Source organism: Paracoccus marinus, assembly GCF_007018965.1.
Classification (GTDB): domain Bacteria; phylum Pseudomonadota; class Alphaproteobacteria; order Rhodobacterales; family Rhodobacteraceae; genus Paracoccus; species Paracoccus marinus.
The window spans coordinates 258,454-285,301 of sequence record NZ_VJYZ01000004.1 but is presented as its reverse complement, the minus strand read 5'-3'; the positions used below and the strand labels follow the sequence as shown (position 1 = coordinate 285,301).

The 26,848-nt window shown below is 71.8% G+C and carries 25 protein-coding genes; 11 read left to right on the top strand and 14 right to left on the bottom strand.

Annotated features, from left to right (window positions below):
• Positions 1–81 precede the first annotated feature (81 nt).
• From FNF32_RS02155 to FNF32_RS02120, 8 genes are all read left to right on the top strand, one after another.
• The gene (locus FNF32_RS02155) at positions 82–471 is read left to right on the top strand and encodes a YybH family protein (RefSeq protein WP_185961823.1); all 390 of its coding nucleotides are present in this window, start codon (positions 82–84) and stop codon (positions 469–471) included.
• A gap of 45 nt (positions 472–516) precedes the next feature.
• The gene (locus FNF32_RS02150) at positions 517–1,299 is read left to right on the top strand and encodes a VOC family protein (protein WP_131674314.1); all 783 of its coding nucleotides are present in this window, start codon (positions 517–519) and stop codon (positions 1,297–1,299) included.
• Between the two features lie 35 nt (positions 1,300–1,334).
• Positions 1,335–2,003, top strand: coding sequence for a glutathione S-transferase family protein (locus tag FNF32_RS02145; protein ID WP_131674313.1), 669 nt, complete (start codon positions 1,335–1,337; stop codon positions 2,001–2,003).
• Positions 2,004–2,033: 30 nt separating this feature from the next.
• The gene (locus FNF32_RS02140; protein WP_131674312.1) at positions 2,034–2,735 is read left to right on the top strand and encodes a glutathione S-transferase family protein; all 702 of its coding nucleotides are present in this window, start codon (positions 2,034–2,036) and stop codon (positions 2,733–2,735) included.
• Positions 2,732–3,076 (top strand): VOC family protein, encoded by a 345-nt coding sequence (locus FNF32_RS02135; RefSeq protein ID WP_131674310.1) that lies wholly within the window; start codon positions 2,732–2,734, stop codon positions 3,074–3,076. Before FNF32_RS02140 ends, FNF32_RS02135 begins: the two co-directional genes overlap by 4 nt.
• 76 nt (positions 3,077–3,152) lie before the next feature.
• Positions 3,153–6,167 carry a valine--tRNA ligase gene (locus tag FNF32_RS02130; protein WP_131674309.1) on the top strand — a complete coding sequence of 1,005 codons (3,015 nt, stop codon included), beginning with the start codon at positions 3,153–3,155 and terminating at the stop codon, positions 6,165–6,167.
• 10 nt (positions 6,168–6,177) lie between these two features.
• The gene (locus FNF32_RS02125; protein ID WP_185961822.1) at positions 6,178–6,501 is read left to right on the top strand and encodes a DnaJ family domain-containing protein; all 324 of its coding nucleotides are present in this window, start codon (positions 6,178–6,180) and stop codon (positions 6,499–6,501) included.
• A gap of 70 nt (positions 6,502–6,571) precedes the next feature.
• Positions 6,572–6,907, top strand: coding sequence for a hypothetical protein (locus tag FNF32_RS02120; protein WP_131674305.1), 336 nt, complete (start codon positions 6,572–6,574; stop codon positions 6,905–6,907).
• A gap of 15 nt (positions 6,908–6,922) precedes the next feature.
• On the opposite strand, the gene FNF32_RS02115 is transcribed toward FNF32_RS02120, so the two are convergent.
• The gene (locus FNF32_RS02115; protein WP_131674303.1) at positions 6,923–7,963 is read right to left on the bottom strand and encodes an NAD(P)/FAD-dependent oxidoreductase; all 1,041 of its coding nucleotides are present in this window, start codon (positions 7,961–7,963) and stop codon (positions 6,923–6,925) included.
• A gap of 44 nt (positions 7,964–8,007) precedes the next feature.
• Here FNF32_RS02115 and mnmC2 point away from each other — a divergent pair, with 44 nt between their 5' ends.
• Positions 8,008–8,673, top strand: coding sequence for a tRNA (5-methylaminomethyl-2-thiouridine)(34)-methyltransferase MnmC2 (gene mnmC2 / locus FNF32_RS02110; protein WP_131674302.1), 666 nt, complete (start codon positions 8,008–8,010; stop codon positions 8,671–8,673).
• On the opposite strand, the gene FNF32_RS02105 is transcribed toward mnmC2, so the two are convergent.
• Positions 8,663–9,388: a rhomboid family intramembrane serine protease gene (locus tag FNF32_RS02105; protein WP_131674301.1), complete on the bottom strand. Its 726-nt coding sequence runs from the start codon at positions 9,386–9,388 to the stop codon at positions 8,663–8,665. The genes mnmC2 and FNF32_RS02105 overlap by 11 nt on opposite strands.
• 178 nt (positions 9,389–9,566) lie before the next feature.
• Between FNF32_RS02105 and FNF32_RS02100 the strand changes: the two genes are divergently transcribed.
• Entirely contained in the window at positions 9,567–10,886 is a 1,320-nt protein-coding gene (locus FNF32_RS02100; RefSeq protein WP_131674300.1) for a 4-aminobutyrate--2-oxoglutarate transaminase, read from the top strand.
• 672 nt (positions 10,887–11,558) lie between these two features.
• Here FNF32_RS02100 and FNF32_RS02095 read toward each other — a convergent pair.
• The 6 genes from FNF32_RS02095 to FNF32_RS02070 all read right to left on the bottom strand — a co-directional run bounded on the left by FNF32_RS02095 (position 11,559) and on the right by FNF32_RS02070 (position 16,762).
• The gene (locus tag FNF32_RS02095) at positions 11,559–12,518 is read right to left on the bottom strand and encodes an acetyl-CoA carboxylase carboxyltransferase subunit alpha (RefSeq protein WP_131674299.1); all 960 of its coding nucleotides are present in this window, start codon (positions 12,516–12,518) and stop codon (positions 11,559–11,561) included.
• 101 nt (positions 12,519–12,619) lie between these two features.
• On the bottom strand, positions 12,620–13,057 hold the full coding sequence (locus FNF32_RS02090; protein WP_131674298.1) for a molybdenum cofactor biosynthesis protein MoaE: 438 nt from the start codon (positions 13,055–13,057) through the stop codon (positions 12,620–12,622).
• Between the two features lie 3 nt (positions 13,058–13,060).
• The gene (gene moaD / locus FNF32_RS02085) at positions 13,061–13,306 is read right to left on the bottom strand and encodes a molybdopterin converting factor subunit 1 (protein ID WP_131674357.1); all 246 of its coding nucleotides are present in this window, start codon (positions 13,304–13,306) and stop codon (positions 13,061–13,063) included.
• Positions 13,307–13,323: 17 nt separating this feature from the next.
• Positions 13,324–13,959: a CDP-diacylglycerol--glycerol-3-phosphate 3-phosphatidyltransferase gene (gene pgsA / locus FNF32_RS02080; RefSeq protein WP_131674297.1), complete on the bottom strand. Its 636-nt coding sequence runs from the start codon at positions 13,957–13,959 to the stop codon at positions 13,324–13,326.
• 91 nt (positions 13,960–14,050) lie between these two features.
• Positions 14,051–15,346 carry a YcjF family protein gene (locus tag FNF32_RS02075; RefSeq protein WP_143796453.1) on the bottom strand — a complete coding sequence of 432 codons (1,296 nt, stop codon included), beginning with the start codon at positions 15,344–15,346 and terminating at the stop codon, positions 14,051–14,053.
• A gap of 30 nt (positions 15,347–15,376) precedes the next feature.
• Positions 15,377–16,762, bottom strand: a complete 1,386-nt coding sequence (locus tag FNF32_RS02070) for a YcjX family GTP-binding protein (protein ID WP_131675472.1) — start codon at positions 16,760–16,762, stop codon at positions 15,377–15,379.
• Between the two features lie 879 nt (positions 16,763–17,641).
• On the opposite strand from FNF32_RS02070, the gene hrpB reads away from it, so the two are divergent.
• Positions 17,642–20,077 (top strand): ATP-dependent helicase HrpB, encoded by a 2,436-nt coding sequence (gene hrpB, locus FNF32_RS02065; RefSeq protein ID WP_143796452.1) that lies wholly within the window; start codon positions 17,642–17,644, stop codon positions 20,075–20,077.
• A 60-nt stretch (positions 20,078–20,137) separates the two neighbouring features.
• On the opposite strand, the gene FNF32_RS02060 is transcribed toward hrpB, so the two are convergent.
• The 6 genes from FNF32_RS02060 to hslO all read right to left on the bottom strand — a co-directional run bounded on the left by FNF32_RS02060 (position 20,138) and on the right by hslO (position 26,822).
• The gene (locus FNF32_RS02060) at positions 20,138–20,653 is read right to left on the bottom strand and encodes a L,D-transpeptidase family protein (protein WP_131675372.1); all 516 of its coding nucleotides are present in this window, start codon (positions 20,651–20,653) and stop codon (positions 20,138–20,140) included.
• Between the two features lie 95 nt (positions 20,654–20,748).
• Positions 20,749–22,050: a class I SAM-dependent RNA methyltransferase gene (locus FNF32_RS02055; RefSeq protein WP_131675371.1), complete on the bottom strand. Its 1,302-nt coding sequence runs from the start codon at positions 22,048–22,050 to the stop codon at positions 20,749–20,751.
• A 47-nt stretch (positions 22,051–22,097) separates the two neighbouring features.
• Positions 22,098–23,948 carry an ABC transporter ATP-binding protein gene (locus FNF32_RS02050; protein ID WP_131675375.1) on the bottom strand — a complete coding sequence of 617 codons (1,851 nt, stop codon included), beginning with the start codon at positions 23,946–23,948 and terminating at the stop codon, positions 22,098–22,100.
• Complete coding sequence (locus FNF32_RS02045) at positions 23,948–25,123, bottom strand: CCA tRNA nucleotidyltransferase (RefSeq protein ID WP_131675374.1); 1,176 nt, start codon at positions 25,121–25,123, stop codon at positions 23,948–23,950. Before FNF32_RS02045 ends, FNF32_RS02050 begins: the two co-directional genes overlap by 1 nt.
• Before the next feature lie 29 nt (positions 25,124–25,152).
• Complete coding sequence (locus tag FNF32_RS02040; RefSeq protein ID WP_131675373.1) at positions 25,153–25,740, bottom strand: CoA pyrophosphatase; 588 nt, start codon at positions 25,738–25,740, stop codon at positions 25,153–25,155.
• A 56-nt stretch (positions 25,741–25,796) separates the two neighbouring features.
• Positions 25,797–26,822 (bottom strand): Hsp33 family molecular chaperone HslO, encoded by a 1,026-nt coding sequence (hslO, locus tag FNF32_RS02035; protein ID WP_131675370.1) that lies wholly within the window; start codon positions 26,820–26,822, stop codon positions 25,797–25,799.
• Positions 26,823–26,848: the final 26 nt, after the last annotated feature.

Below are 26,848 nucleotides of genomic sequence, written 5' to 3'. Positions count from 1 at the left end.
CGATGGACGACCGCGATATGGACGACCACGAGGCGATATTGCGCGTGATCCGCGCGCGCGAGGATGCGGTGGCGCGGGGCGATGCCCGTGGCGCTTGCGGACCATTCGCCCGACATCGTGGTCTATGACCTGCCGCCGCCGCTGGAATACCGCGGCGATCTGGCCGCCGGCGAACAGGGCCTGAACGCCTGGTTCGCGACCTGGAAGGACGGCGTCGATGCCCGCGTCCACGCGCCCGAGGTGATGGTGTCGGGCGATCTTGCCGTCGTGTTCGGGCTGCTGCGGATGCAGGGGACCAAGACCGACGGTTTCAAGGTGGACAGCTGGTCCCGTCTGACGGTCGTGCTGCGCCGGGACGGCGCGGTCGCAAACGGAAACGGCGGCTGGCAGATCGTCCACGAACACGGGTCCTATCCGATGCTGATGGACGGCAGCAATCTTGCTGCGACGGACCTGAAACCCGACACCTGAACCCCCGCACCCGACACCGCCGGAACACGCAAAGGACCGACGATCATGGAACAGTACCACGGCCAGCCCTGCTGGTTCGAGTTGAGCACCAGCGACGTGGACGCCGCAAAGGCATTCTACGAGCCGCTGATGGGCTGGACGGTCGGCGCAAGCGAGATGCCCGACTTCGACTATCGCCTGGCCAGGCACGGCGGCGATGCCGTGGCGGGCTTCATGTCGCTTGCGGCGCTGCCGCCGGGCACGCCGCCCAACTGGCTGACCTACATCGCCGTGAAGAACGCCGACGAGACCGCGCGCCTCGCCGTCGAAAAGGGCGGCAAGGTGACCAAGGGCCCCGACGACATCCCCGGCACCGGCCGCTTCGCGGTGCTGACCGACCCGCAGGGCGCGTATTTCGGGATCCTCCAGCCAGCGCCGATGGAACGCGAGCCGTCGCCCGATCAGTTCGCCTGGAACCAGCAAAAGGCGGGGCGCGGCAACTGGCTTGAGCTGATGTCGACCGACCCCAAGGCCGGATTCGACTTCTACGCCGCGCTGTTCGGCTGGACCAAGGGCACGGCCATGCCGATGGGCGAGGCGGGCGATTACCAGATCTTCGAGCGTAACGGCACCCAGATCGGCGGGATGATGGCCTTGGGCGATTCGCCGGTGCCGAACTGGCTTCCGTATTTCGGCGCGGACGGGAAGGTCTCGGACATGGTCGCGCGGATCGACGGGTCGGGCGGCCACGTCCATGCCGGCCCGATGGAGGTGCCGGGCCCCGCGTGGATCGCCGTCGGCCACGACCCGCAGGGCGCATGGTTCGCGGTGGTGGGCGGCGAACGCTAACGCCGCCCTCGCCGCCCGGCGAAAGGAACCCCCCGATGACCCTGATCCTTTACGGCCACCCGCTGTCGTCCTTTACCCACAAGGTGCTGGTCGCGATGTACGAGCTTGCGACGCCGTTCGAGTTCCGCAGGCTCGACCCCTCGCAGGCGGCGGACCGCGAGCTGATCGCCGGGCTGACGCCGATGGGCAAGTTCCCGGCGCTGCGCGACGAGGCGGCGGGCGTGACGGTCGCGGAAACGTCGGTCATCGTCGGCTACCTCGACGCGCGCGCGGGCGGCGGGCGGCTGATGCCGCGCGATCCGGCTGCGCTGCGCGAGGCGCAGGTGTGGGACCGGGTGTTCGACATGCACGTCCAGGGGCCGATGCAGTCGATCGTGGATGCGCGGCTGTTCATGGACCCCTCGGCCGAGCCGGGGGTGACCGCTTACGCGCGCGGCCAGCTCGACCGCGTCTACGCCGCGCTGGAACGGCGGCTGGGGGATGGCCGCAACTGGATCGCGGGCGATTTCGGCCTTGCCGACTGCGCGGGGCTGCCTGCGCTGTTCTACGCGGGGATCCTGCACCCCTTCGCGGCCCACCCCCGGCTCTCGGCTTATTTCGACCGCTTGGTCGCCCGCCCCTCGGCCGCCCGTGTGCTGGCCGAGGCCCGGCCCAGCTTCGACCTATTCCCGTTCCGCGACATGATCCCGGCGCGGTTCCGCTGACCCCTTCCGTTCCTTCGATGGAGTGACCCGATGCTGACCATCACCACCTACGACTGGGTGCCCGACATGCCGCGCGGCTATGTGCGCGACATCCGCGCCCGCTGGGCCTGCGAAGAGGCGGGGCTGCCCTACCGCATCGACACCGTGCCGCTGATGCCGAAATCGGACGCGCATTTCGCCCGCCAGCCCTTCGGGCAGGTGCCGATGTTGAAGGACGGCGACGTGGACGTGTTCGAAAGCGGCGCGATCCTTCTGTATCTCGCCGGCAAGTCCGACAAGCTGATGCCCAACGATCCGAAGGGCGCCGCCGATGTCCTGAAATGGACGATCTCGGCGCTGAACTCGGTCGAGATGTGGACGATGCCCTGGCAGATGGCCGTGGTATTCCGCAAGGACGCGAAGGCCGCGGACGCTGCGGCGGGGATCATGCACAAGCGCCTCGAGCAATTGGAAAACGAGATGGCGGGGCGCGAGTTCATCGCCGCCGGTCGCTTCTCGGTCGCCGACATCATCCTGGCCGATGTCCTCAGGATCGTGCGCGACGAGGGCGGGCTGGACCGGCATCCGGGGCTTGTCGCGTATCTGGACCGCATGCTCGCACGCCCCGCGTTCCGCAAGGTCCACGACGAGCAGGTGGCGGAGTTCGAGGCCGCGACACCGCCGAAGGACGCCGACAAGCTGATGGCGGGCGAGGACGGGGTCGAGAAGAAGTCCGAAGAGAAAACGGCATGACCATCGCACGGCTTTTCGGACAGGTCGCCTGCGCCGACCTCGACCGCAGCATCGACTGGTTCACGACGCTGTTCGACCGCGCCCCGGACCGCCGCCCGATGGACGGGCTTGCGGAATGGGACGTGGGCGACGGCGGCGGGTTGCAGCTGTTCCGGCAGGCGGAAAACGCCGGCCATTCCACCCTTACCCTGATCGTGGACGACCTGCGCGCGCAGGCCGCGCGGCTGGACGGCGCGGGGCTGAACCCCGGGCCGGTGGAACCCGCGTCCGCCGCCAGCCTCGTCCGGTTGTCCGACCCCGACGGCAACCTGGTCGTGCTGGCCCAGCCGGGGCGCGTCTGACCGCGAAACCCGCCGCCCCCTTGGCCCACCCCCCGCACCCGGTTAAGTGGGGGGCAACGCCCAAGGGATGACGCAGATGAGCATGGACAAGACCTTCGACGCCGCCTCGGCCGAGGCGCGGATCGCCGCCGCGTGGGAGGCTGCGGACGCCTTCGCCGCCGGTGCCAACGCGAAACCGGGCGCGCCCGCGTTTTCGGTCGTGATCCCGCCGCCGAACGTCACCGGCTCGCTGCATATCGGCCACGCGCTCAACAACACGCTGCAGGACATCCTTGTCCGCTGGCACCGGATGCAGGGGCACAACACGCTGTGGCAGCCCGGTCAGGACCACGCGGGCATCGCCACCCAGATGGTCGTCGAACGCCGTATGGCCGAACGGCGGGAACCGGGCCGCCGCGAGATCGGGCGCGAGGCGTTCCTGCAGAAGGTCTGGGCGTGGAAGCAGGAATCCGGCGGCACCATCATGGGCCAGCTGAAGCGGCTGGGCGCATCGCTCGACTGGTCGCGCAACGCCTTCACCATGTCGGGCGCACCGGGCGCGCCCGTGGGCGAGGACGGCAATTTCCACGACGCCGTGATCCGCGTGTTCGTGGACATGTACCACAAGGGCCTGATCTACCGCGGCAAGCGGCTGGTGAACTGGGACCCGCATTTCGAAACCGCGATTTCCGACCTGGAGGTCGAGAACCGCGAGGTTCCCGGCCACATGTGGCACTTCAAGTATCCGCTCGCCGGCGGCGAGACGTATGAATACGTCGAGCGTGACGCCGACGGGAACGTCACCCTGCGCGAGACGCGGGACTATATCTCCATCGCCACCACGCGGCCGGAAACGATGCTGGGCGACGGCGCGGTCGCGGTCCATCCCGACGACGCCCGCTATGCCCCCATCGTCGGCAAGCTGTGCGAGATCCCGGTCGGGCCAAAGGAACACCGCCGCCTGATCCCGATCATCACCGACGAATACCCCGACCCGGCCTTTGGCTCGGGCGCGGTCAAGATCACCGGCGCGCACGACTTCAACGACTATGCCGTCGCGCAGCGGAACGGGATTCCGCTGTACGCGCTGATGGATACCAAGGGCGCGATGCGGTCGGACGGGCTGTCCTACGAGGAAAGCGCGACGCTGGCGGGCCAGATCGCGCGCGGCGAGCGCGAAGCGGGCGACGTCAGCCAGATCAACCTTGTCCCCGAGGACCTGCGCGGCCTCGACCGCTACGAGGCGCGCGAGCGCGTCGTCGCCGACATCACCGCCGAGCGGCTGGCGGTGACGTATCTGCACAAGTCGATCGACAAGGAAACGGGCGCCGAGCATCTGGAACTGCGCCCGCTGGTGGACGCAAAGCCGATCATGCAGCCCTTCGGCGACCGCTCGGGCGTCGTGATCGAGCCGATGCTGACCGACCAGTGGTTCGTGGACACGCCAAAGATCGTCCAGCCCGCCATCGACGCCGTCCGCGACGGCCGCACCCGGATCATGCCCGAGCAGCACGAGAAGGTGTATTTCCACTGGCTGGAGAACATCGAGCCGTGGACGATTTCGCGCCAGCTGTGGTGGGGGCACCAGATCCCGGTGTGGTATGGGCCGAACTTCGAGTTTTCGGACGAAATGCCCGACGAGGATCTGGTCAAAGAGTTCTGCGCGGCAAACCGTACCGATGTCGAGGAACTCGCACTCAATTATTATAGTCGCAGCGACGGTATCGAGCGCCGCGTTGAATTTTCCGATGAATTGCCGAACCGCCGTGCATTTGGCCTTAGGAACGACGCGCCAGGAAAGCAGACGATAATTCTCTATCGCGACCCCGACGTCCTCGACACCTGGTTCTCCTCCGGCCTCTGGCCCATCGGCACCCTCGGCTGGCCCGAGGATACGCCGGAACTGCGCCGCTACTTCCCGACCGACACGCTGGTGACCGGCTTCGACATCATCTTCTTCTGGGTCGCCCGGATGATGATGATGCAGCTGGCCGTCGTGGACGAGGTGCCGTTCCGCAACGTCTATGTCCACGGCCTCGTCCGCGACGAGAAGGGCGCGAAGATGTCGAAGTCCAAGGGCAACGTCATCGACCCCCTCGACCTCATCGACCAGTTCGGCGCGGACCCCCTGCGCTTCACGCTGACCAGCATGGCCGCGATGGGGCGCGACCCGAAGCTGGGGCCGAAGCATGTCGAGGCGAACCGCAACTTCGTCACCAAGATATGGAACGCGACCCGCTTCGCGGAAATGAACGGGGTCTTTGCCGCCGCTTCCGCAGGCCAGCCGCAGCCCGCCCATACCGTGAACCGCTGGATCATGGGCGAGACCGCGCGCGCCCGCCTGGCGTTGGACGAGGCGCTGGCCGCCTATCGCTTCAACGACGCGGCGCAGGGGATGTATGCCTTTGTCTGGGGCAAGCTTTGCGACTGGTATGTCGAGTTCGCCAAGCCCCTGTTCGACGGCGAACACGCGGACGAAACCCGGGCCACGATGGCTTGGGTGATCGAGCAGGCGATCACCATGCTGCACCCGATCATGCCCTTCGTGACCGAGGAAATCTGGGCGCTCACCGGCAACCGCGCCAAGATGCTCGTACACGGCGACTGGCCGGCCTACGGGGCGGAGCTGATCGACGAGGCCGCCGACCGCCAGATGAATTGGGTGATCGGCCTGATCGAGGGCGTGCGCTCGGCCCGCGCGCAGATGGGCGTGCCGGCGGCGGCGAAGCTGGACCTGATCGTGGCGCAGGCCGACGACGCTGCCCGCGCGGCGCTGGCGGCGAACGGCCCGCTGGTCGAACGGCTCGCGCGGGTGAACCCCGCGCGGGACGGCGAGGCGGGGCGCGGCATGATCGCGGTGGCGGCGCCGGGCGCGTCCTTCGCGCTGCCGATCGGCGACGTGATCGACGCGGCCGCCGAAACGGCGCGGCTGGAAAAGGCGCTGGCGAAGACGGAAAAGGACGCCGCCGGGTTGCGGGGGCGGCTGTCGAACCCCAAGTTCGCCCAGAACGCCGACCCCGAGGTGATCGAGGAAACGCGCGCCAAGCTGGCCGAGCTGGATGAGGACGCCGCCCGCACGAAAGGCGCGCTGGAACAGCTGCGGTCGCTCTGAAAGGGGACGCATGCACTGGTTTGAACGCATCGCGCTGCGGCGCATCGACGATGCCGCCGCCAAGGGCGAGCTGCAGGGGCTGAAGGGCGAGGGCAGGCCGCTCGACCCCGTGCGCCTGCGCGAAAGCGCCGACGATGTGCTGCACCGGATGATGGCCGACGGCGGCTTCCTTCCGCCCGAGATCCAGCTGGCCAAGGACGCGGCGGCCAAGCGCGCCGTGCTGGACCAGATCGAGGACGAGGGCGAGCGGACGAAACTGCGCAAACAGATCGCGCTGATGGAGCTGAAGCGCGCGATGGCCGCCGAGCAGCGCAGCCGGTCGATGCGGGGCTGACGCGGGGCTGCGGCTTGCTCGCGGCGCATCCGGGCGCCAACATTGGAAAACCGAACCAAATGGTGCGCCGATGAAATCCGTGCTTTTCGCCTGCTTGGCCTTTCTGGCCGCCGCCCCTGCCCATGCGCGGCCTGCGTCCTGTTCCCTCGCCCTCGCTGACCGCGAGGTGTTCGCGGGCGACGACTGCGACTTCGACAGCCACGACAAGGACGGCAGCTTCCAGCTGACCGCGCCCGGGGGCGAGTTCTTCGTTTATGTGAACATGGACGCGCCGGGCGTGGCGAAGGGCTACTGGAACGGCTGGGGTCGCGGCAGCCACGCCCATGACCCCTTGGGGACGCTGACCCGCGACAAGGCCGATCCGGCCTGCTGGGCGAACGACAACGCCCGCGTCTGCGCGAGGTAGGCTGCCGCGAAGCGGTCAGGCCAGGCGAAACCCGTCGGGGATCCGGTCCTCGCCCGACAGGACCAGATCGGCCATGATCGCCGCCATCGCCGGGGCCATGCCGAAGCCGATCTTGAAGCCGCCGTTGGCGACGAAATGGCCGCGCCGCCCCGGCCAGCCGCCCATCAGCGGCGCGCGGCTTTGCGCGCGCGGGCGCACCCCGGCCCAAGCGTCGATCACCGGGGCGTCCGCCAGCGCCGGGCAGATTTCCCGCGCCCGTGCCACCAGAGCGTCCAGCTGCGCGTCGGTGGCGCCGCCGTCCGCGAAATCCCGCTCGGAGGTCGAGCCGATGGCGACCGTGCCGTCCCCGTGCGGCACGATGTGCAGCCCGCCCGCAAACACCTGCGCCGCCCCCGGCGCGGCAAAGCCAAGCAGCGCCGACTGTCCCTTGACCCCGTTCCCCGCCGCGCGGCCCAGGTCGCGTGACAGGTCGGCCAGCCCGGGCGCGCCGGTGGCCCAGATCACCGTCCCGTCCAGCATGTCGGGCGACTGCGGACCCGCGCCCTCGTCCACCGTTCCGCCCGCCGCCCGCACCGCCGCCGCCAGCGCCGCGCAGGCCGCGCGGGGCGCGATCCGCGCGGTCAGGCTGTCGTGCAGGTAAAGCCCGGTCGGGCTGGGGCAGGGCAGGGCGCCCGGATCATCCGTCACCGCCATCCCGAACGGCCGGGGCCAGTTTCGCGCCGCCGCCTCGACCCGCATCCGCGCCGCCGCGACCTGCGCGTCGTCGGCCAGGGGCTGCACCCGGCCCGTCCGCCCGTAACCCGGATCGACGCCGCCCGCCGCGCGCACCCCGGCCCACCAGCCCTCCGCCGCCACCAGCGCGTCAAGCTGCACCTGCTTCTTGGGGTTCCAGTTCTCGGGCGCGTGCGGGGCGAGCGCGCCCACCGTCCCGCCGCTCGACCCCGCGCCGACGCGGCCCGCCTCGACCACCCGCACCGCCGCGCCGCGCCGGGCGATGTCCCAGGCGCAGGCCAGCCCGACGACGCCCGCGCCCACCACCGTGATGTGTCTTGCCATCGCCCCCGGCCCGGTCCAGTCAGCCCGGCGAAGGGATAGCTGCCATGACCGACGAGGACCAGAGCGGGCCGGGCCCCGCGATCGACTGGCGCGACGGCTCCGTCCCCGTCTCGCGCCGGTTCGACGATCCGTATTTCAGCCTCGCGGGGGGCCTTGATGAAACGCGGCACGTGTTCCTGTCGGGCAACGACCTGCCCGCGCGGCTGACCCCCGGCTTCCACGTCGCGGAAACCGGCTTCGGCACCGGGCTGAACCTGCTGGCGCTGGCGCAGGTGGCGCGGGTCCCCGTCCGCTTCACCAGCTTCGAGGCGTTTCCGCTGTCCCTTCCCGACCTCGCCCGCGCCCACGCCGCCTTCCCCGAACTCGGCCCCCTCGCGGCCGAGCTGCGCGCCGGCTGGCCCGGCCCGCTGCGGGTGGGGCTGGTCGAGGCCGAGGTGATCGTCGGCGATGCCCGCGAGACGCTGCCGCGCTGGCCGGGCCGGGCGGACGCATGGTTCCTCGACGGCTTTTCCCCCGCCCGGAACCCGGAACTGTGGACGGACGACCTGCTGGCGCAGGTCGCGGCCCACACCGCGCCGGGCGGCAGCTTCGCGACCTACACCGCCGCGGGGCATGTGCGCCGGGCGCTCGCGGCCGCAAGCTTTGCGGTGGAACGCGCACAGGGCTTCGCGGGAAAGCGCCACATGAGCCGCGGCCGCCTCAGCGGCTGACGGGCGGGATCCGCGTCGGCGCGTAATCGACCGGGCGGTGCGGCGGCTTGCCGGCGGTCGCCTGCCAGAACCCCGTCCCGCCGCGCCGCAGGAACACCGGCAGCGCCAGCACGACGCCCGCCGCGAACCCGCCCGCATGGGCCCAGTAGGCCACGCCCGCCTCGCCCCCCATCATCGAATAGCCCGAGAACAGCTGCAGCGCGAACCAGATCCCCAGCATCACCCAGGCCGGGATCGTGAAGATCTTGATGAGGATGATGATGATCAGCACCACGTCCACCCGCGCGCGCGGGAACATCAGCAGATAGCCCCCCATCACCGCCGCGATCGCCCCCGACGCCCCCACCATCGGGATGCCGGAGCCGATGTCGGCGATCATCTGGAACCCCGCCGCCGCCAGCCCGCCCAGCAGGTAGAAGACAAGGAACCCGGCGTGACCCATCTGGTCCTCCAGGTTGTCGCCGAAGATCCACAGGAACAGCATGTTGCCGCCCAAGTGCAGCAGCCCCGCGTGGACGAACATGTGGGTCAGCAGCCCCCACAGATACTGCCCGTGCGCGACCGCCACCGGATACAGCGCAAGCTGGTCCCACAGGTCCACCATCCCGCCCAGCCACGGCGCGGTCAGGACGAAGACCGCGACGTTGATCGCGATCAGGCCCAGCGTCACGATCGGACGGGTGTTCGACGGGTTGTGGTCGCGGATCGGAAACATCGGCGAGGCGGCCTTTCATGGCGCGGGCCGCACGCCCGCCGCACGCCCGCCCGCCCGAGCCAACGCCGCCCGCGCCGCGCAGGTTGCGCTGGCTCGCCGATCGCGCCTGACAGTACGTGCGAGAGGGGCTAGAACACCCCCATGCCGCGCAACGGACGCGCGGCCGAAGGGATGCACCATGACGATCATGACCGACCGCAAGAACGCCGCCATCTCGCGCGGCGTGGGGATGACGACGCAGGTCTATGCCGACCGCGCCGAGAACGCCGAGATCTGGGACGGCGACGGCCGCCGCTACATCGACTTCGCCGCCGGCATCGCGGTCGTGAACACCGGCCACCGCCACCCGAAGGTGGTGCAGGCGGTCAAGGACCAGCTCGACCGCTTCACCCACACCTGCCACCAGGTCGTGCCCTACGAAAACTACGTGGCGCTGGCCGAGCGGCTGAACGACCTCGTCCCCGGCGACTTCGAGAAAAAGACGATCTTCGCCACCACCGGCGCCGAGGCGGTCGAGAACGCGGTCAAGATCGCCCGCTGCCACACCGGCCGCAACGGGATCGTGGCGTTCGCCGGCGGTTTCCACGGGCGGACCTTCATGGGGATGGCGCTGACCGGCAAGGTCCAGCCCTACAAGGCCGGGTTCGGGTCGATGATGCCCGATGTCTGGCACCTGCCGTTCCCCAACGACCTGCACGGCGTCACCCAGGACGAGGCGCTGGCGGCGCTGGACCGGCTGTTCAAGGCCGACGTGGATCCCGCCCGCGTTGCCGCGATCATCATCGAGCCGGTGCAGGGCGAGGGCGGCTTCTACCCCGCGCCCGCGGGCTTCATGGCGCGCCTGCGCGAGGTCTGCGACCGCCACGGGATGCTGCTGATCGCCGACGAGGTCCAGACCGGCTTCGCCCGCACCGGCCGCATGTTCGCGATGGACCTGCACGGCGTCGAGGCCGACCTGACCACGATGGCCAAGGGGCTGGGCGGCGGGCTGCCGATCTCGGCCGTGACGGGCCGGGCCGAGGTGATGGACGCGCCCAACCCGGGCGGTCTGGGGGGCACCTACGCCGGCAACCCGCTGGGGGTCGCGGCGGCGCTGGCGGTGCTGGATGTGATCGAAAGCGAGGGGCTGGTCGAGCGCGCCGAGCGGCTGGGGCAGCGGCTCAAGCAGCGCCTTTCCTCGCTCAGGGACGACGTGCCCGAGATCGCGGACATCCGCGGCCCCGGCCTGATGAACGCGGTGGAGTTCGCGGAAGGCGGCAAGCCCAGCCCCGAGTTCACGAACAAGGTCCGGGAAGAGGCGCTGTCGCGCGGCCTGATCCTGCTCACCTGCGGGGTTCACGGCAACGTCATCCGCTTCCTGCCGCCGCTTACGGTGCCCGACGCGGTGTTCGACGAGGCGCTGGGGATCATCGAGGACGCGATCCGCGCCGCCCGCGGTCCCGGCGCGCATCAGGCCCGGGCGGACGGCGACCTCAGCCCCGAAAAGATCGGCTCCTGATCCGGGTGTCGGCGCCGGACGGGGGGCCGTCTACCCCCCGCGACGGCTGCGCCGCCGTCCCCCCGAGGATATTTTCGCCCGCCCGAGGGCGCGGTTAACCCGGTCTCAACCTTCGTGTGACAGAAGGGTCGGGCGGTACAGGCGGGGACGCCGATGACCGTCCCGACCGAGCGGCCCCCGTCCGTGTTGGCGGGGGCCTGCGGGCCCTTCGTTCCGGGTCTCGGGCGGGCGGAAATATCCGCGGGGGTGAATGACGCGCGGGTCCGAGGAACTCGGGGCCGTGCGGCAGAGGGGGCGGCAGCCCCTTTGCGCGAGGATGGGGCCTTGGGTCGGTGCGGGAGGATGCGGCCGGTCGGGGCATCGGTCGCACGATGCAGCTATGGATCGGCGCAAGCGGCTGATCGAACGCGGGCATGCGGCATAGGCGCATTGTGCGATGCGTAAAAGCAATCAGCGCCAGAACGGCGGGGATGTTCCGTGCGATCGTCGGGTAGAGCCGACGGGTCGGCAGGTGGGTCGGCGGGCGGGTCGGCGGGGTCCGCAATGCCTCTGCGAACCTCGGGCATGTGCCGTTCCGGTGGATCGAATGCCGATCCGCCGGGATGCACCGGCCGGTCGTCACCTATGGTCGGCAGGCGCGCCCGGGTCCCCCGCCGAACACCCCCGAGAACCTCAGGCCGCCAGCCCCCTCGACCCCATGTCCAGGAACTTCTGCCGCCGCGCGCGGATCAGCTCGGCGGGTTTGCGGTCCTTCAGCTCGCTCAGCAGCCGCGCGATCTCGCGGCCGACTTCGGTCACCGCGTCGGCGGGCGCGCGTTGTGCGCCGCCCAGGGGTTCGGGGATGATCGCGTCGATCACGCCCAGTTTCTTCAGGTCCTGCGCGGTCAGCTTCAGCGCCTCGGCCGCCTCGCGCATCTTGTCGGCGTCCTTCCACAGGATCGAGGCGCAGCCCTCGGGCGAGATCACCGAATAGATCGAATGTTCCAGCATCGCCACCCGGTCGGCTGTCGCGAACGCGACCGCGCCGCCCGACCCGCCCTCGCCGATGATGACGCTGACGAGCGGCACCCCGATCTGCAGGCATTTTTCCGTCGCGCGCGCGATCGCCTCGGACTGGCCGCGTTCCTCGGCGCCCTTGCCGGGATAGGCGCCGGGGGTGTCCACCAGCGTGATGACCGGCAGGCGGAAGCGGTCGGCCATGTCCATCAGGCGGATCGCCTTGCGGTACCCCTCGGGGCGGGCCATGCCGAAGTTGCGGAAGATGCGCGACTTGGTGTCGTTGCCCTTTTCGTGGCCGATCACCACTACCGCCTGGTCGCGGAACCGGGCGAGGCCGCCCATCACCGCGTGGTCGTCGCCGAAGGTGCGGTCGCCCGCGAGCGGGGTCCATTCGGAAAACAGCGCGTCCACGTAGTCGCGGCAGTGGGGGCGGTCGGGGTGGCGCGCGACCAGCGTCTTGCGCCATGGATCGAGCGTCCGGTACAGCTCGCGCAGCTGGTCCGCCGCCTTCTTGTCCAGCGCCGCGGCTTCCTTTTCCAGGTCCACGCCCTCGCCCTTGCGCGCGAGCGCGCGCAGTTCCTCGGCCTTGCCCTCGAGGTCGGCGAGCGGCTTTTCGAACTCCAGATAAGTCATGGCGGCGCCTTTTCCCTGTTCGCGGCCCTATATGCTGGGGAGGGCGGGGAATTGCAACGAAGCGGTGCCCGGGGCGGGCCGCGCAGCGCAGGCGGCGGCCCCTACCAGCGGGTCAGCGCGGCCTCGTCGGCGTCCTTGGCCGCGACCCAGCCGCGCGGGCCCTCGGCGCCGATCTCGCGTTTCCAGAACGGGGCGCGGGATTTCAGCCAGTCCATCAGGAAATCGGCCGCCTCGAACGCCGCGCGGCGGTGGGGGGCGGCGGTGGCGACCATCATGATCGCCGCGCCGACCTCGATCCGGCCGAAACGGTGGACGACCAGCGCGTCGGTCAGCGCGAAACGCTCGACCGCGTTCCGCGCGTGGTCCGACAGCGCCGCTTCGGTCATGCCGGGATAGTGTTCGATTTCCAGCGCGACCAGCCCGTCATCGGCGCGCACGAGGCCCGAGAAGGTGACGACCGCCCCCGCCCCCGCGCCGAACCCGTCCAGCAGCGACGCCGCGTCGAACGGCGCATCCTGCACGATGACGCGGGGGCCCACCGCTCAGCCCCCGGTCATCGGCGGAAAGAACGCGACCTCGCGCGCGCCCGCGAGCGGCGCGTCCATGTCGGCCAGCCGCTGGTCCACCGCGACGCGGACGGCGTCCATGTCGGACAGCGCGGCGGCGTGCCAGTCGTCCCGGCCCGCGAGTTCCGCCACCAGGTCGCGGACGGTGGCAGCCGAGGTTTCCACCCGCTCGCGCGGCACCCCGATCCGTTCGCGCAACCACGCGAAATACAGCACGTCGATCGCCGCCACCTGCATCGTCATCGCGCGCCCGGCCCGTCGTCGCGCAGCCACGGCCGCGCCTTGACGAAATAGTCCCAGCCCGTGATCGCGGTCAGGATCGCCGCCGCCCAGATCATCACCATGCCGATCTGCGTCGCGAGGTCCGACCAGTCGTCCGACCACGGCAGCCGCGTCTCGCCCACCAAGGGAGGGCGGCCGCTTTCGTAGAAGTCGAGCCCCGTGCCCAGGAACATGAACGAGATCGCGACCATCTGCGCCGTCGTCTTCCACTTGGCGAGCTTGGTGACCTTCAGCTTGCCCGCGTCGGCGCCCAGGAACTCGCGCAGGCCGCTGACGAACACCTCGCGGAACAGGATCACCGTGACGGGCAGGATCAGCCAGGGGTTCATGCCGGAATAGCCGGTCATCACCACCAGCGCGATTACCACCATCGCCTTGTCCGCGATCGGGTCCATGGCCGCGCCGAAGCGGCTTTCCTGTCCCCAGGCGCGGGCGATGTAGCCGTCGAACCAGTCGGTGACGGCGGCCAGGACGAAGAGCGCGAGTGCCGCGAAATCGGCGAAGGGGCGGCTGACGAACAGGAACATCAGCGGCACGCCCGGCGCGGCCAGAAGTCGAAGGACGGTCAGGGCGTTGGGCAGGTTCCACTTCATGCGCGCAGGCTAGCGGGTCGGCCGGGCGACGGAAAGGGGCGGGGCGGTCACGGCTGCGGCAGGGGGTGGAGGCCGGGCCAGGGTCTGGGCCTCACTTCCCCGCGGCGTCGCTGCCGAACAGCCCTGCCAGGCCGCGCGACACCAGGTTCCCGACCCGTGGACGGGGCTGGGACAGGAACGGCATCGGCCGGCACACCTCCATTGCGGCGACGCCGACGCGGGCGGTGAGCGCGCCGTTGACCACCCCTTCGCCGAAGCGGCGGCTGACCTTGGCCAGGACGCCCCCGCCCGCGACGGTGTGGATCAGGTCGTCGCCCGCCGCGACCGCGCCCGTGGCGACCAGATGCGCGATCACGGTCCGGGCAAGCCGCCAGCCCCCCACCGCGCCCGCGCGGCCGCCGTAGATTTCAGCCATCCGCCGGATCATCCGCAGGTTCGCGGCCAGCGCGGCCGCCACGTCGGCCAGCGCCAGCGGGATCAGCGCGGTCGCGGCGGCGACGGTGCGGGCCGCCGCCTCGATCTCGCGCCGCGCCTGCTGGTCGAGGGGCGCGAGCAGTTCCGTTTCCGCCAGCGCCAGCACGGTGGATGCGTCGAAGCTTTCGCCCCGGCGCTCGCGGATGCGGGTGCGGCCCCATTCCAGTTCGGGGCGCGCGGCATAAAGCGACAACAGCCGGTCCACCGTCGCCTGCGCGGCGGCAAGGTCGTTGGTGGCCAGCGCGGCGGCCGCCTGCCTCTGCACCGCGTCGATCCTGGCAAACCGCGCCCAGGCCGCGTATTCGCGCACCCCCACCGCCAGCGCGGCCAGCGTGAACGCGCCCAGCAGCGCGACCCCGATCCAGCCGAGGACCGGGCTGCGCGCCATCAGCCGGTCAAAGAAATCCAGCGCCGCCATCGACAGAAGGAACGTCAGCAGCGCCGCCAGCGAGTTGAGGAAGAACCTGGTCACCGGCGACGGCCCGGCGCCGACGATCCGGGTCACCATCTGCATGGTGCGCGGCTGCGGCAGGGTGCCGACCGGCGTGCCGTCGTCGATCGGGGGCGCGTCGGCGGGCGAGGGGGCGCGGCTTTGCCCGCGGGGCGCGCGCGCGTCGCGGGTGTCGCGGCTGCCCGGTGCTGCGCGGCGTTCGGCGTTGACCGGCGGCTGGGCCCCGGCATCGGCGGGCGGCGTGGCGGCACGGCGTTCGCCCGCGCCCTCGGTCCAGTGGACGTCGTGCAGCAAGGGCGGCGCGGCCCGTTCGCTCAGCACTGGGGCGGGCGGCCGGACGCGCTGCGGGGTGCCCGGCGCGGTACCCGGCGCGGTGCCGTAGTCGATCAGCACCGGCCCGCGGCGGGATGGCGCCGAGGACGGGACCGTGGGGGTGCCGGGCGGTTTCGGGGTGTCAGGCATTTGGCGCCCCCGCATCCGTTCCGCGCGCGCTCACAGCCGGTCCCCGATCAGGAACTCGGCCGCGCGGTCCATGCGGATATGGGGCGGGCCGTCGCCGGGCCGCAGCGTGGCGGGGGCGGGGGCGAAGTTCATGATCGCGTAATCCGCGTCCAGCCAGCGGTCCGCCCCGCCGCGCGCCGGGTCGATCAGCGCGGCCGGGTTGTCGGGCAGCTCGCCCGGATAAAGCGCGGCCTCGCGCCCGTCCATCAGCGTGCCGCGCACCGCGGGCAGGTCCTGGCCGTCCTGGTGGATCACCTCTTCGGTCGTGGTGCGAAGGGCGGCGATCGCCATCGCCTCGGTCCGCGCGCCCTGGAAATCGGCGCGGTCGCGCGCCTCGCGCAGCATCGCGGTCAGGATGTTCGCCAGCCGCTGGTGCTGGACGTGGTGCAGGTGGTCGGCCTTGGTCGCGGCGAAGAGGATGCGTTCGACCCGCCGGGTGCCCAGGATCTGCGCCAGCCACCCCGCGCGACCGGGGCGGAAGGCCGACAGGATATCGGCCATGGCGCGGCGCATGTCGTCGACCGCGGGCGGACCCGCGTGGATCGCGCCCAGCACGTCGGTCAGCACCACCTGCCGGTCGATCCGGGCGAAGTGGTCGCGGAAGAAGGGGCGCACGACCCGGGCCTTGTAGGCGTCGAAGCGGCGCTGGAACTCGCGCCAGACCGGGCCGGGGCGGCCTTCATCTGGCGGCGGCATCGGCGCGAAGGTCAGCGCGGGCGACCCGTCCAGCTCGCCCGGCAGCAGGAACCGGCCCGGCGTGCAGTCGGAAAATCCGGCATTGCGCGAGGCGTGCAGATGCGCGGTATAGGCGGCGGCGAGGCGCTGCGCCTCGGGTTCGGCAAAGGCTTTCTGCGGGTCGGTAGCGGCGAGGGCCTGCATGAACGCATCCGCGCCGGGGCGGCCCTGCATCCGGTCCAGCACTTCCGCCGACCATTCGGCGAAGGACTTGTCCATCAGCCGCAAGTCCAGAAGCCACTCGCCGGGGTAGTCCACGATGTCGAGATGGATCGTCCGCAGGCCCCGCAGCGCGCCGGTGACGCCGCGCGGGCGCACCCGCAGCGACAGGCGCAGCTGGCTGACGTGGCGCGTGCCTTCTGGCCAGTGGGGGTCGGGGCCGGTGAGGGCGGAAAGGTGGCGTTCGTAGTCGAAGCGCGGGACGGTGTCGTCGGGCTGCGGCTGCAGCCACGCGCCTTGGATGGTGCCGTCGGACGCGGCGCGGAGCGCGGGCATGCGGCCCCGGTCCAGCAGGTTCGCGACCAGCGAGGTGATGAACACCGTCTTGCCCGCCCGCGAGAGCCCGGTGACGCCGAGCCGCACGACCGGATCGGCCAGCCCCAGACCCCGGGCAATTCCCTCGGCAGCGTCGCTCAGTCCCATGGATACCTTTCGCCGGTCGTGGACGCGCGGATCACGGCGCGCGTCAGGAGCCTGTAGAACGGACGGCCGGGCGGCAAGGTTCCGATGGGGGGTGGGGTGGCTGTCCGGGGGACCCGTTCTTCCGCATGGGGTTGCCGGTGTCGGTCCTTCGATCCACCCTCCGGTCCGCCCAAAGCGGACCGGGACGCGCCCGCCCGCCCCCGGCGGGTGCGTTCGCACCCACCAGGCGTGCGCGTCCCTCCGAAGTGCTGGCGTCGAGGGGCCGCACGGAAACGGGCTCGTGGCCCGTTTTCCTCAGCAGTGCCGCTGTCAGGTATGGCAGCCCGCTTCAAGCTCTGACCCCGGTCCTTCGATCCACCCTCCGGTCCGCTCAAAGCGGACCGGGACGCGCCCGCCCGCCCCTTGGCGGGTGCGTTCGCACCCAACAGGCGGGCGCGTCCCTCCGAAGTGCTCACTTCGGGGGACCGCTCGGAAACGGGTTCGTGACCCGTTTCCTTCAGCAGGACCGCTGTCAGGCATTGCCGCCCGTTCATCTTGGCCCCGGCTCTGCGATCCACCCCCCGGTCTGCCCAAAGCAGACCGGGACGCGCCCGCCCGCCCTCAGGCGGGTGCGTTCGCACCCACCCGGGCGGACGCGTCCCTCCGGAGTACTGGCGTCGAGGGACCGCCCGGAAACGGGCTTGTGGCCCGTTTCCTTCAGCGGGGCCGCTGTCAACGACTGACGCCCGTCAGTCCCTCGACCTGCCCGGCCACCGGCAGGCGCGCGCACCCCCTAAGCTCCCTCGCCGCGCACCCGCCCGGATCGCAACCTCACCACCCGCTCCTCCAGCGCCAACGCCCCCGCTGGCATCGCCCCCGCTTTCCGGGCAAACCCCCCGCATGGCCGCGCCCCCAGCCCCCCTTCCCATCGACGACGCGCTCCCCGCGCTTCGCCGCGCGGTCGCGGACCACGGCCGCGCGGTCCTCATAGCGCCCCCCGGCGCCGGCAAGACCACGCGCGTCCCCCTCGCGCTCCTCGACATCATCCCCGGCCGCATCGTCATGCTGGAACCCCGCCGCCTCGCCGCCCGCGCCGCCGCCGCCCGCATGGCGGAAACGCTGGGCGAATCCCCCGGCGGCACCGTCGGCTTCCGGGTCCGCGGCCAGTCCGTCCCCGGCCGCCGGATCGAGGTCGTGACCGAGGGCATCCTGACCCGCATGATCCAGTCCGACCCCGACCTGCCCGGCGTCGGCTGCCTGATCTTCGACGAGTTCCACGAGCGCAGCCTCAACGCAGACCTCGGCCTCGCGCTGGCGTGGGAGGCGCGGGCCGCGCTGCGCCCCGACCTCGCCATCGTCGTGATGTCCGCGACGCTGGACGCCGAACCCGTCGCCGCGCTGCTGGACGACGCCCCCGACATCCGCTCCGAAGGCCGCGCCTTTCCCGTGGAGACCCGCTGGCTGCCCCGCCCGCTTCCCGCCGGCGCGCGCCTGATCCCCCAGGCCGCGCAACTCATCGCCGAGGCCGAGGCCGCCACGCGCGCGGACCCCGGCGGCACCATCCTCGCCTTTCTTCCGGGCGAGGGCGAGATCCGGCGCGTCGCCGCCATGCTGCCCGCCATGCTGGGCGCAGACGTCGAAATCGCCCCCTTGTTCGGCGCGATGGACCTTGCCGCGCAGGGCCGTGCGCTGGCCCCGCCGGGCGCGCGCAGGCGGATCGTGCTGGCCACGTCGATTGCGGAAACCTCGCTCACCATCCCGGGCGTCAGGGTGGTGGTGGACGCGGGCCGCGCCCGCCGCGCCCGGTTCGATCCCGGCTCGGGCATGACCCGGCTCGTCACCGAACGCGCGAGCCGGGCCGAGGCCGACCAGCGCCGGGGCCGCGCCGGGCGGACCGCGCCGGGCATCTGCTACCGCATGTGGGCGCGGGCCGAGGAAGGGGCGCTGCCCGCCTTTGCCCCGCCCGAGATCGCGACCGCCGACCTGACCGGCCTCGCGTTGGAACTCGCGGCCTGGGGGTCCGATGACGGGCTGTGCTTCCTTACCCCGCCGCCCGCGCCCGCGCTGGCCGAGGCGCGGGCGCTGTTGGCGGCCCTGGGCGCGCTGGACGGCGCGGGCCGGATCACGCCCCATGGCCGCGCGGTGGCGGCGCTGCCGCTGCACCCGCGCCTGGCCCACATGCTGCTGGTCGCGGGCCCGGCCGCCGCCGCCCTTGCCGCGCTGATGGCCGAGCGCGACCCGATCCGTGGCGCGCCCGCCGACCTGTCGCTGCGATTGCAGGCGCTGGCCGACCCGCGCGGCTTCGCCGCCCGCCACCCCTACACGCCGGACCGCGCCACGCTGGACCGGGTGGGGGCCGAGGCGAAGCGCCTGCGCCGGATGGTTTCGGGCGGCAGCGACCTTTCGCCAGCCGCGATGGCCGCGCTTGCCTATCCCGACCGGATCGGCCTGCGCCGCCGCGGTGACGCGCCGCGCTTTGTGCTGTCGGGCGGCAAGGGCGCGGTTGTGGACGAGGGCGATCCCTTGGGCGCGTCGCGGCTGATCGTGGCGGTTGACCTTGACGGCGACGTGCGCGAGGCGCGGGTGCGGATCGGCGCGGCGCTTGATGACGCGGAACTGCGCGCGCTTTACGGCGACCGGATCGCCACCACGCCCGTTGTCGAATGGTCACGCCGCGACGGGCGGGTAATCGCGCGGGCGCAGGAACGGCTGGGCGCGCTGCTGCTGGGCGAACGGCCGCTCGACGACCCCGACCCGCAGGCGCTGGCCGCCGCCGCCTTTGACGGCCTGCGCGACATCGGCCTGCCGTGGACCGCCGCCGCCCGCCGCCTGCGGGCGCGGATGCTGCTGGTGGACGGGATGCCGGACGCGGGCGACGATGCGCTGCTGTCGGACCCCGGCTGGCTGATCCCGTATCTCACCCGCGCCCGCACCGCCGCCGACCTGCGCGCGCTCGACCTGACGGAGCCGCTCAAGGCGTTGATCGGCTGGGACGGCCAGCGCCGTCTGGACGAGGCCGCCCCCGCCCATTTCACCACCCCGCTCGGCCGCCGCGTGCCCATCGACTACGACGCCGAGACGCCCACGATCGAGGCGCGGTTGCAGGAACTGCTGGGCGTCACCCGCCACCCGACCGCCGGGCGCCGCCCGCTGCGGGTGACGCTGCTGTCGCCGGGCGGCAAGCCGGTCGCGGTCACGACCGACCTGCCGGGCTTCTGGGCCGGTGCCTATGCCGAGGTCAGGAAGGAAATGCGCGGCCGCTATCCCCGCCATGTCTGGCCCGAGGACCCGACCGTCGCCGACCCGACCCTGCGCGCCAAGCCGCGCGGCACCTGACCGCCGCAAACGCAAACGGCGCCCCCAAGGGGACGCCGTGTTCAGGCAAGACCGGCCCGCTCAGGGCGTGATGAGGATCGGCGTGCCGGGGCGGACCATGGCGAAGATTTCCTCGATCTCGTCGTCGGTCACCGCGATGCAGCCCGCGGTCCAGTCGCGCTTGTTGACCGAATTGCCGTAGGCCCCGCGCCCGTGGATCATGATGTCCCCGCCCGCGCTTTGCCCGAAGGCCATCGCACGCGACACGTCGGTCACGTCGGGGTAGGATACGCCGAGCGACAGGTGATACTGGCTGTTGGGGTTCTGGCGGGCGATGAAATACAGCCCCTCGGGCGTCTTGCCGTCGCCTTCGAACTGCTTGTGGCCGACCGGCTGGTTGCCCAGGTCGACCTCGTAGCCGCGCAGCAGCGTGGTGCCGCTCAGCAGGTACAGCTTGCGGTCGGACTTGTCGACGAACACCTGGGTGACGGGCGGGCCGCTGTAGCTGCGGAACTTCGAGACGGGCTTGGACCCGCCACAGGCCGCCAGCGCGGCCAGCATCGACAGCGCCAGAAGCGCCCGGAAAACACGAATCATCTCTGCCCCACCACCGCTGTTTCAGCGTGCATTTTGGTCGGGCCATACCATCATGAGCGGATTACCGCCAGATGACGCGTCCACGCCTGGACGATTCAATTCTGCGTGCGTGGCCTTTGGAACGCGGCGACCGTCTCGACATGCGGCGACCAGCGGAACTGGTCCACCACCTCGATCCGGTCCAGCCGATAGCCGCCCTCGACCATCCGCCGGGCGTCGCGGGCAAAGGTCACGGGATCGCAGCTGACCCACGCCACCACCGGCACCCGGGACGCGGCCAGCGCGTCGGCCTGCGCCAGCGCGCCCGCGCGGGGCGGGTCGATGACGACGGCGTCGAAGCGGGCAAGCTCGTCGGGCAGCAACGGGCGGCGGGCGAGGTCGCGCATCTCGGTCGTGACCCGGCGCAGACCCGCCCCGGTCCTGGTCGCGCCGCGCCAGCCCGCGTCCAGCGCGGCCAGCGGCGGGGCCAGCCCCTCGACCGCGTGAACCTCGGCCCGCTCGGCCAGCGGCAGGGCGAAGGTGCCGATGCCCGCGTAAAGATCGGCGATCCGGGGCGCGGCCCCGACGATGCCGCGGACGGCGGCCAGCAGCGCGGCCTCGCCCTCGGCGGTCGCCTGCAGAAAGGCGCGGGGCGGCGGGATCACCTGCGCGCGGCCCATGGCCAGCGCGGGCGGGCGGCGCGTCAGCGCCTCGCCATCCCAGTCGAGCCGCGCCCATCCGCAGGCGTCGGCCAGCGCCGCGAGGTCCGCGAGCAGCGCGGGCGTCATCGGCTTGCCGCCCGTCACCGCGATGTCGAGGCCCGCCGGCGTTTCCGTCACCGCCAGCGTCAGTTCGGCCGTGCGCGACCCGCCAAGCGTCACCAGCCGCCGCAGGTCCGGCAGCGCCGCCAGGATCGCGGGCCGGATCACCAGGCACTCCGCCACGTCCACCACCACGTCCGAGGCGCGGGCGTGAAACCCGACCAGCGCCCCCCTTTTCGTCCGCCGCCCCGACAGTACCGCCCGCCTGCGCGACCGCGGCGGCGAGGTGTGGACGGTATCGACCAGGCCGCCGATCCCGACTTCGATCCCCTGCGCGGCCAGCGCGCCGCGCACGATCCCCGCCTTCCACCCCGCCACGAACCCGTCCGAGGCGTGCATCAGCGAGCAGCCGCCGCAGGTCCGGTAATGGGGGCAGGGCGCGCGGACCCGGTCGGGCGACGGCGTCAGGATGCGCGGCTGCGCGATGATCCCGTCCACCGCCGCGCCGCCGATCACCTCGCCGGGCAGGGTCATCGCCGCCAGCACCCGTCCACCCGTGCCGTCTATCGGCGCGTCCGGGGGCGCGGTCAGGGGTGCCGCCACGGGCACGGCCACCCCGTCGCCGCGGCGGCCCAGCCGCGCGACGCGCCATTCCATCGCCCCGCCGACCAAGCCGCCAACCGCCCCGCCGACCAAGCCGCTGTTCACTCCGCCGCGTCCTGCGCGTCGTCGTCGGTGACAAGGAACCCGCCCGACTGCCGCCCCCAGTAGCGCGCGTAAAGCCCGTCCCGTTCCAGCAGCGCCGCGTGGGTGCCCTGTTCCACGATCCGGCCGCCATGCATGACGATGATGCGGTCCATCTCGGCGATGGTGGACAGACGGTGGGCGATGGCGAGGACGGTCTTGCCGCGCATGATCCGCGCCAGCGCGTCCTGAATCTGCGCCTCGACCTCGCTGTCCAGCGCGCTCGTCGCCTCGTCCAGCACCAGGATCGGCGCGTCCTTGAGGAACGCCCGCGCCAGCGCGATCCGCTGCCGCTGCCCCCCCGACAGCTTCACCCCCCGCTCGCCCAGATGCGCGTCATAGCCGGTGCGGCCCGCGTGATCCTTGAGCGACAGGATGAAGTCATGCGCCTCGGCCGCGCGGGCGGCGGCGAACAGCTCGTCCTCGGTGGCGTCGGGACGGCCGTACAGGATGTTGTCGCGGGCCGAGCGGTTGAACAGCGCGGTGTCCTGCGTGACCATGCCCACGTTGCGGCGCAGGCTTTCCTGGCTGACGCCGCGCACGTCTTGGCCGTCCACCAGCACCGCCCCGTCCTCGACGTCGTAAAGCCGCAGCAGCAGCGCGACCAGCGTGGACTTGCCGGCCCCGGATTCGCCCACGATGCCGATCCGCTCGCCCGGCGCGATGGCAAGGCTGAGGTCCGGGATCCCGCGCTCGCCCCGGCCATAGGTGAAGGTCACGTCGCGATAGTCGATCCGCCCCTGCACCCGCCCCAGTTCGACCGCGCCCGCCGCGTCGGTCAGATCGTGCGAGGCGGTGAGCGTGTTCATCCCGTCCTCGACCTCGCCGATCGACCCCCAGATCCCCATCAGCGCCATGCTGACCCAGCCGGTCATCTGCGCCAGCCGCATCGCGATCGCGCCCGCCGCCGCGATGTCGCCCGGCGTCGCCTGCCCGCGCTGCCACAGCAGCATCGCGCCGCCGACCAGCACCACCGGCAAAAGGCCCGAGACGACGGTCAGCGACAGCCGGAACCAGGTGTTCAGCTTGCCGAAATCGACGGCGCGGTCGCGGAACGTCTCCATCGCGCCCAGGGCCGCCTGATCCTCGTAATCGGCGTGGGCGAACAGCTTGACGGTCTTGATGTTGGTGATCGTGTCCACGACCTGGCCCGTGATCATGGCGCGGGCGTTGGCGCGGGCCTTGGACTGGGTCCGCACGCGCGGCAGGAAATAGCGGATCAGCCACAGATAAAGCGCAAGCCACACCAGCAGCACGACCGCGCCCCAGGCATCGACCGACACCAGGTAGATCGCGCTGCCGATGACAGCGGACAGGGCGAAGGTCGCGGTGTTGACCATCTCGCTTGCGACATCGGTCACGGCCCGGGCGGTCTGCATCTGCTTGGTGGCGATGCGGCCCGCGAAGTCGTTGTCGAAGAACGACACGGCGTGGCCCATCGTCCAGCGGTGCAGCCGCGACAGCACCAGCGGCAGGACGTTGGGACCGATGATGACGTTGGAACTGGCGCTGGACAGGCCGATGATGACCGGCCGGACCAGCACGAAGAACAGCACGAAAACCGCGATCAAGGGCAGGTGGTCGGCCAGCGACCGCCCCTCGGGGGTGCCCGCGGCAAGGTCCACGACCGCGCCCAAGAGCGTGGCCGACGCGACCTCGGCCGCGCCCGACAGGGCCGAGGTCACGCCCGCAACGGCAAGCCCCGGCCAGGCCCCGGTCAGGCACCAGCGAAAGAACGCCATCAGCGTCGTGGGGGGCGGTCCCTCGGCAGGACGGAAGGCGTCGATCATGCGGGCGAAATAGGCGTGCATCATGCGTTCTCTCCGGCCAGCAGGGCCACGTCGATCAGCCCCGGCGCGGGCATGACGAAGCCCGATTCGATCCATGCGGCCTCGGCCGCGCGCAGGCCGCGCCCGACCGCCGGCCCCTGAAGCTGCGGCATCACGTCGGCGGCGGAAAGGGGAAAGCGCCGGCCTGCGGCAAAGGCGATCTCATCCCGCCAGTCCGCGCGCAGGTCCTGGCCGCGCGATGCGCGCAAGGCCGCAATCTGCCGGGCCCGCGATTCCCCCAGCCGATACGCGGCTTCGGCCAACGTCGCGCCGAACCGCAACTCCTCCTGCACCCGCGCCTCGCCCTTCGACAGCCGCAGCGCCGACGCGGCATCCTCGCTCCCAAGCGAAGCCAGCCGCAGCGGCCAGTCGTTCTTCTTTGCGGAAATATCCTCGGGGGTCCGGGGGCAGACAGCCCCCGGCTCGGCCTCGATCAAGGCCGCCAGCCCGGCCGCCCGCGCACCCGGCAACGCGATGTCCAGCACGCCCGCGTCCTCCATCAGCCGCACCGCCTCGGACGGGTCGGGGGCGGAAAGGAGCTTGCGCATCTCGGCCCCGATCCGCTCGCGCGAGATACCCGCCAGCCCGTCCGCGTGACGCGCGCAGGCGGCCAGCGCACCGGCGTCGGCCGCGCCCGCGCGCCCGTAGCGGGCGTGAAAGCGGAAGAAGCGCAGGATCCGCAGGTAATCCTCGGTGATCCGCGCGTCCGGGTCGCCGACGAAGCGCAGGCGGCGGGCGCGCAGGTCCGGCAGGCCGCCGACCGGGTCGATGACCGCGCCATCGGGGCGGGCATACAGCGCGTTCATCGTGAAATCACGCCGCATCGCGTCTTCGGACAGGTCGTCCGAGAACGCGACCACCGCGCGGCGGCCGAATGTTTCCACGTCGCGGCGGAAGGTCGTGACCTCGAACGGGCGGCCGTTCGCGACCACGGTGACGGTGCCGTGCTCGATCCCGGTCGGGACCGACTTCAGCCCCGCCGCGACCGCCAGCGCGGTGGTCTGGTCGGGCCGGGCGGCGGTCGCGATGTCGATGTCGTCCACCGGCTCGCCCAGCAGCGCGTTCCTGACCGCGCCCCCCACGACGAAGGCGGGATGGGGGGCGAGCGCGTCCAGCACCCTTCGCAGATCGGGATCGTCCATCACCTTCGCGGGCATCGCGGCGTCGGCGGCAAGGTCCCCGGCCGTCATCGCGCCACCTGCGCCGCGACCCTTTGCGCCAGCGCGTGCAGCACCCGCGCCGTCGCGCCCCAGATGTAATAGGGCCCGAACGGCGCCACGAGGTAGGACCGCGTCTCGCCCCGCCACGCCCGCGCCTCGGTGCGGTAGCGGGCGGGGTCGCAGACATGGGCGAAGGGCACGGCAAAGACCTCGTCCACCTCGCCCTTTTCTCGGACGGGGGTGAAGTCGCCGCGGACCAGCGCGAGGACCGGGGTCATGGTGAAGCCGGTGACGGTGCGGTGGCCGGGCAGGGTGCCCAGCACCTCGACCTGGGCGGGGGGCAGCCCGACCTCCTCATGCGCCTCGCGCAGCGCGGCCGCCACCGCGTCCGCGTCGCCGGGATCGACCTTGCCGCCGGGCAGGGCGATCTGGCCGGGATGGTGGCGCAGGCCGCTCGCGCGCTTGGTCAGGATCAGCCGCCCGTCGGGCAGGAACGCGACCAGCACGCCCGCCGGCCGCGCCCCCAGGCCCTCGGGCACCGGCCCGTTGCCGTCGAAATCCGAACTCGGCCCCGCCCCGTCCGCCCGCAGCGCGGCCGTCAGGCGCGCGCGCAGCTCCGCGCCGGACGGATCCGGCGCGGGGGCCGCCGCCTGCAGGGCGCGGGCAGCCGTCAACCGGCCACCTCGATCGGGTTGCCGTCGGCGTCCATCGTCGCCTCGAACCCCAGCGAGCGGGGGTCGAAGTCGTAATGCGCGCCGCAGAACTGGCAGTCGGCGGTGACGCGCCCCTCGGGCGTGGTCATGTGGGCGATGTCCTTGGCCGAATAGATCGCCAGCGTCCCGCGCACCCGGTCGGCGCTGCACGAGCAGCCGAACTCCACCCGCTGCGGGTCGAAGACGCGCGGCGTCTCCTCGTGGAACAGGCGCAGCAGCAGGTCGGTCGGCGCCACGGTCGGCCCGATCAGCTCGATCTCCTCGACGGTGGACAGCAGGTGGTTGGCGCGGTTCCAGTCCTCGGATTCGGCGCCCTGCAGGATATCGGCGGCCTCGATCAGCCCGCCCTCGCCGCTGCCGCCCTCGGCCCCCGCGGCCATCGGCTGCGCCGGCAGGGTCTGCAGCATCACGCCGCCCGCGCGCCAGCGCGCGCCGTCGCCCGGCAGCCGGTTCTCGCCGTAGGCCAGCGCAAAGCTGGTCGGCAGCTGCTCGGACTGCGCGAAATACGTCCCCGCGCAGGCCGACAGCGAGCCGGAGGCCAGGGGCGTGATCCCCTGATAGGGCAGGCTGCCCGCGCCCTGGTCGATCAGGACGGCGAAATACCCCTCGCCGATCTGCTCGAACGGCGTGCGCCCCTCGCCTTCGGCATCCAGCCGCTCGGCGTCGAAGCTGGCCCAGGCGCGCACATGCGCGGGCTCGCCCTCGGCCGAAGGCGCGAAGTAGTCGGCGGCGATGGTGCGGATCGCGCCGTTGCCGCGCACCTGCAGCGACAGCTTCCAGCGCAGCTTGACCGTCGGCCCGATCAGCGCCGCCAGCAGCGCGATCTCGGCCACGAGCGCCGCGACCGGCGCGGGGTAGTCGTGGCGCGACAGGATATGTTCAAGAACCCCGTCCAGCCGCGCGACGCGCCCGCGCACGCCGGAACGGTCAAGCTGGAACGGCAGGACGGTATCGTCCCAGGCGATCTGGTTGATGTCGGTCATAATGGTCCTTCGGAGATCATGGCGCG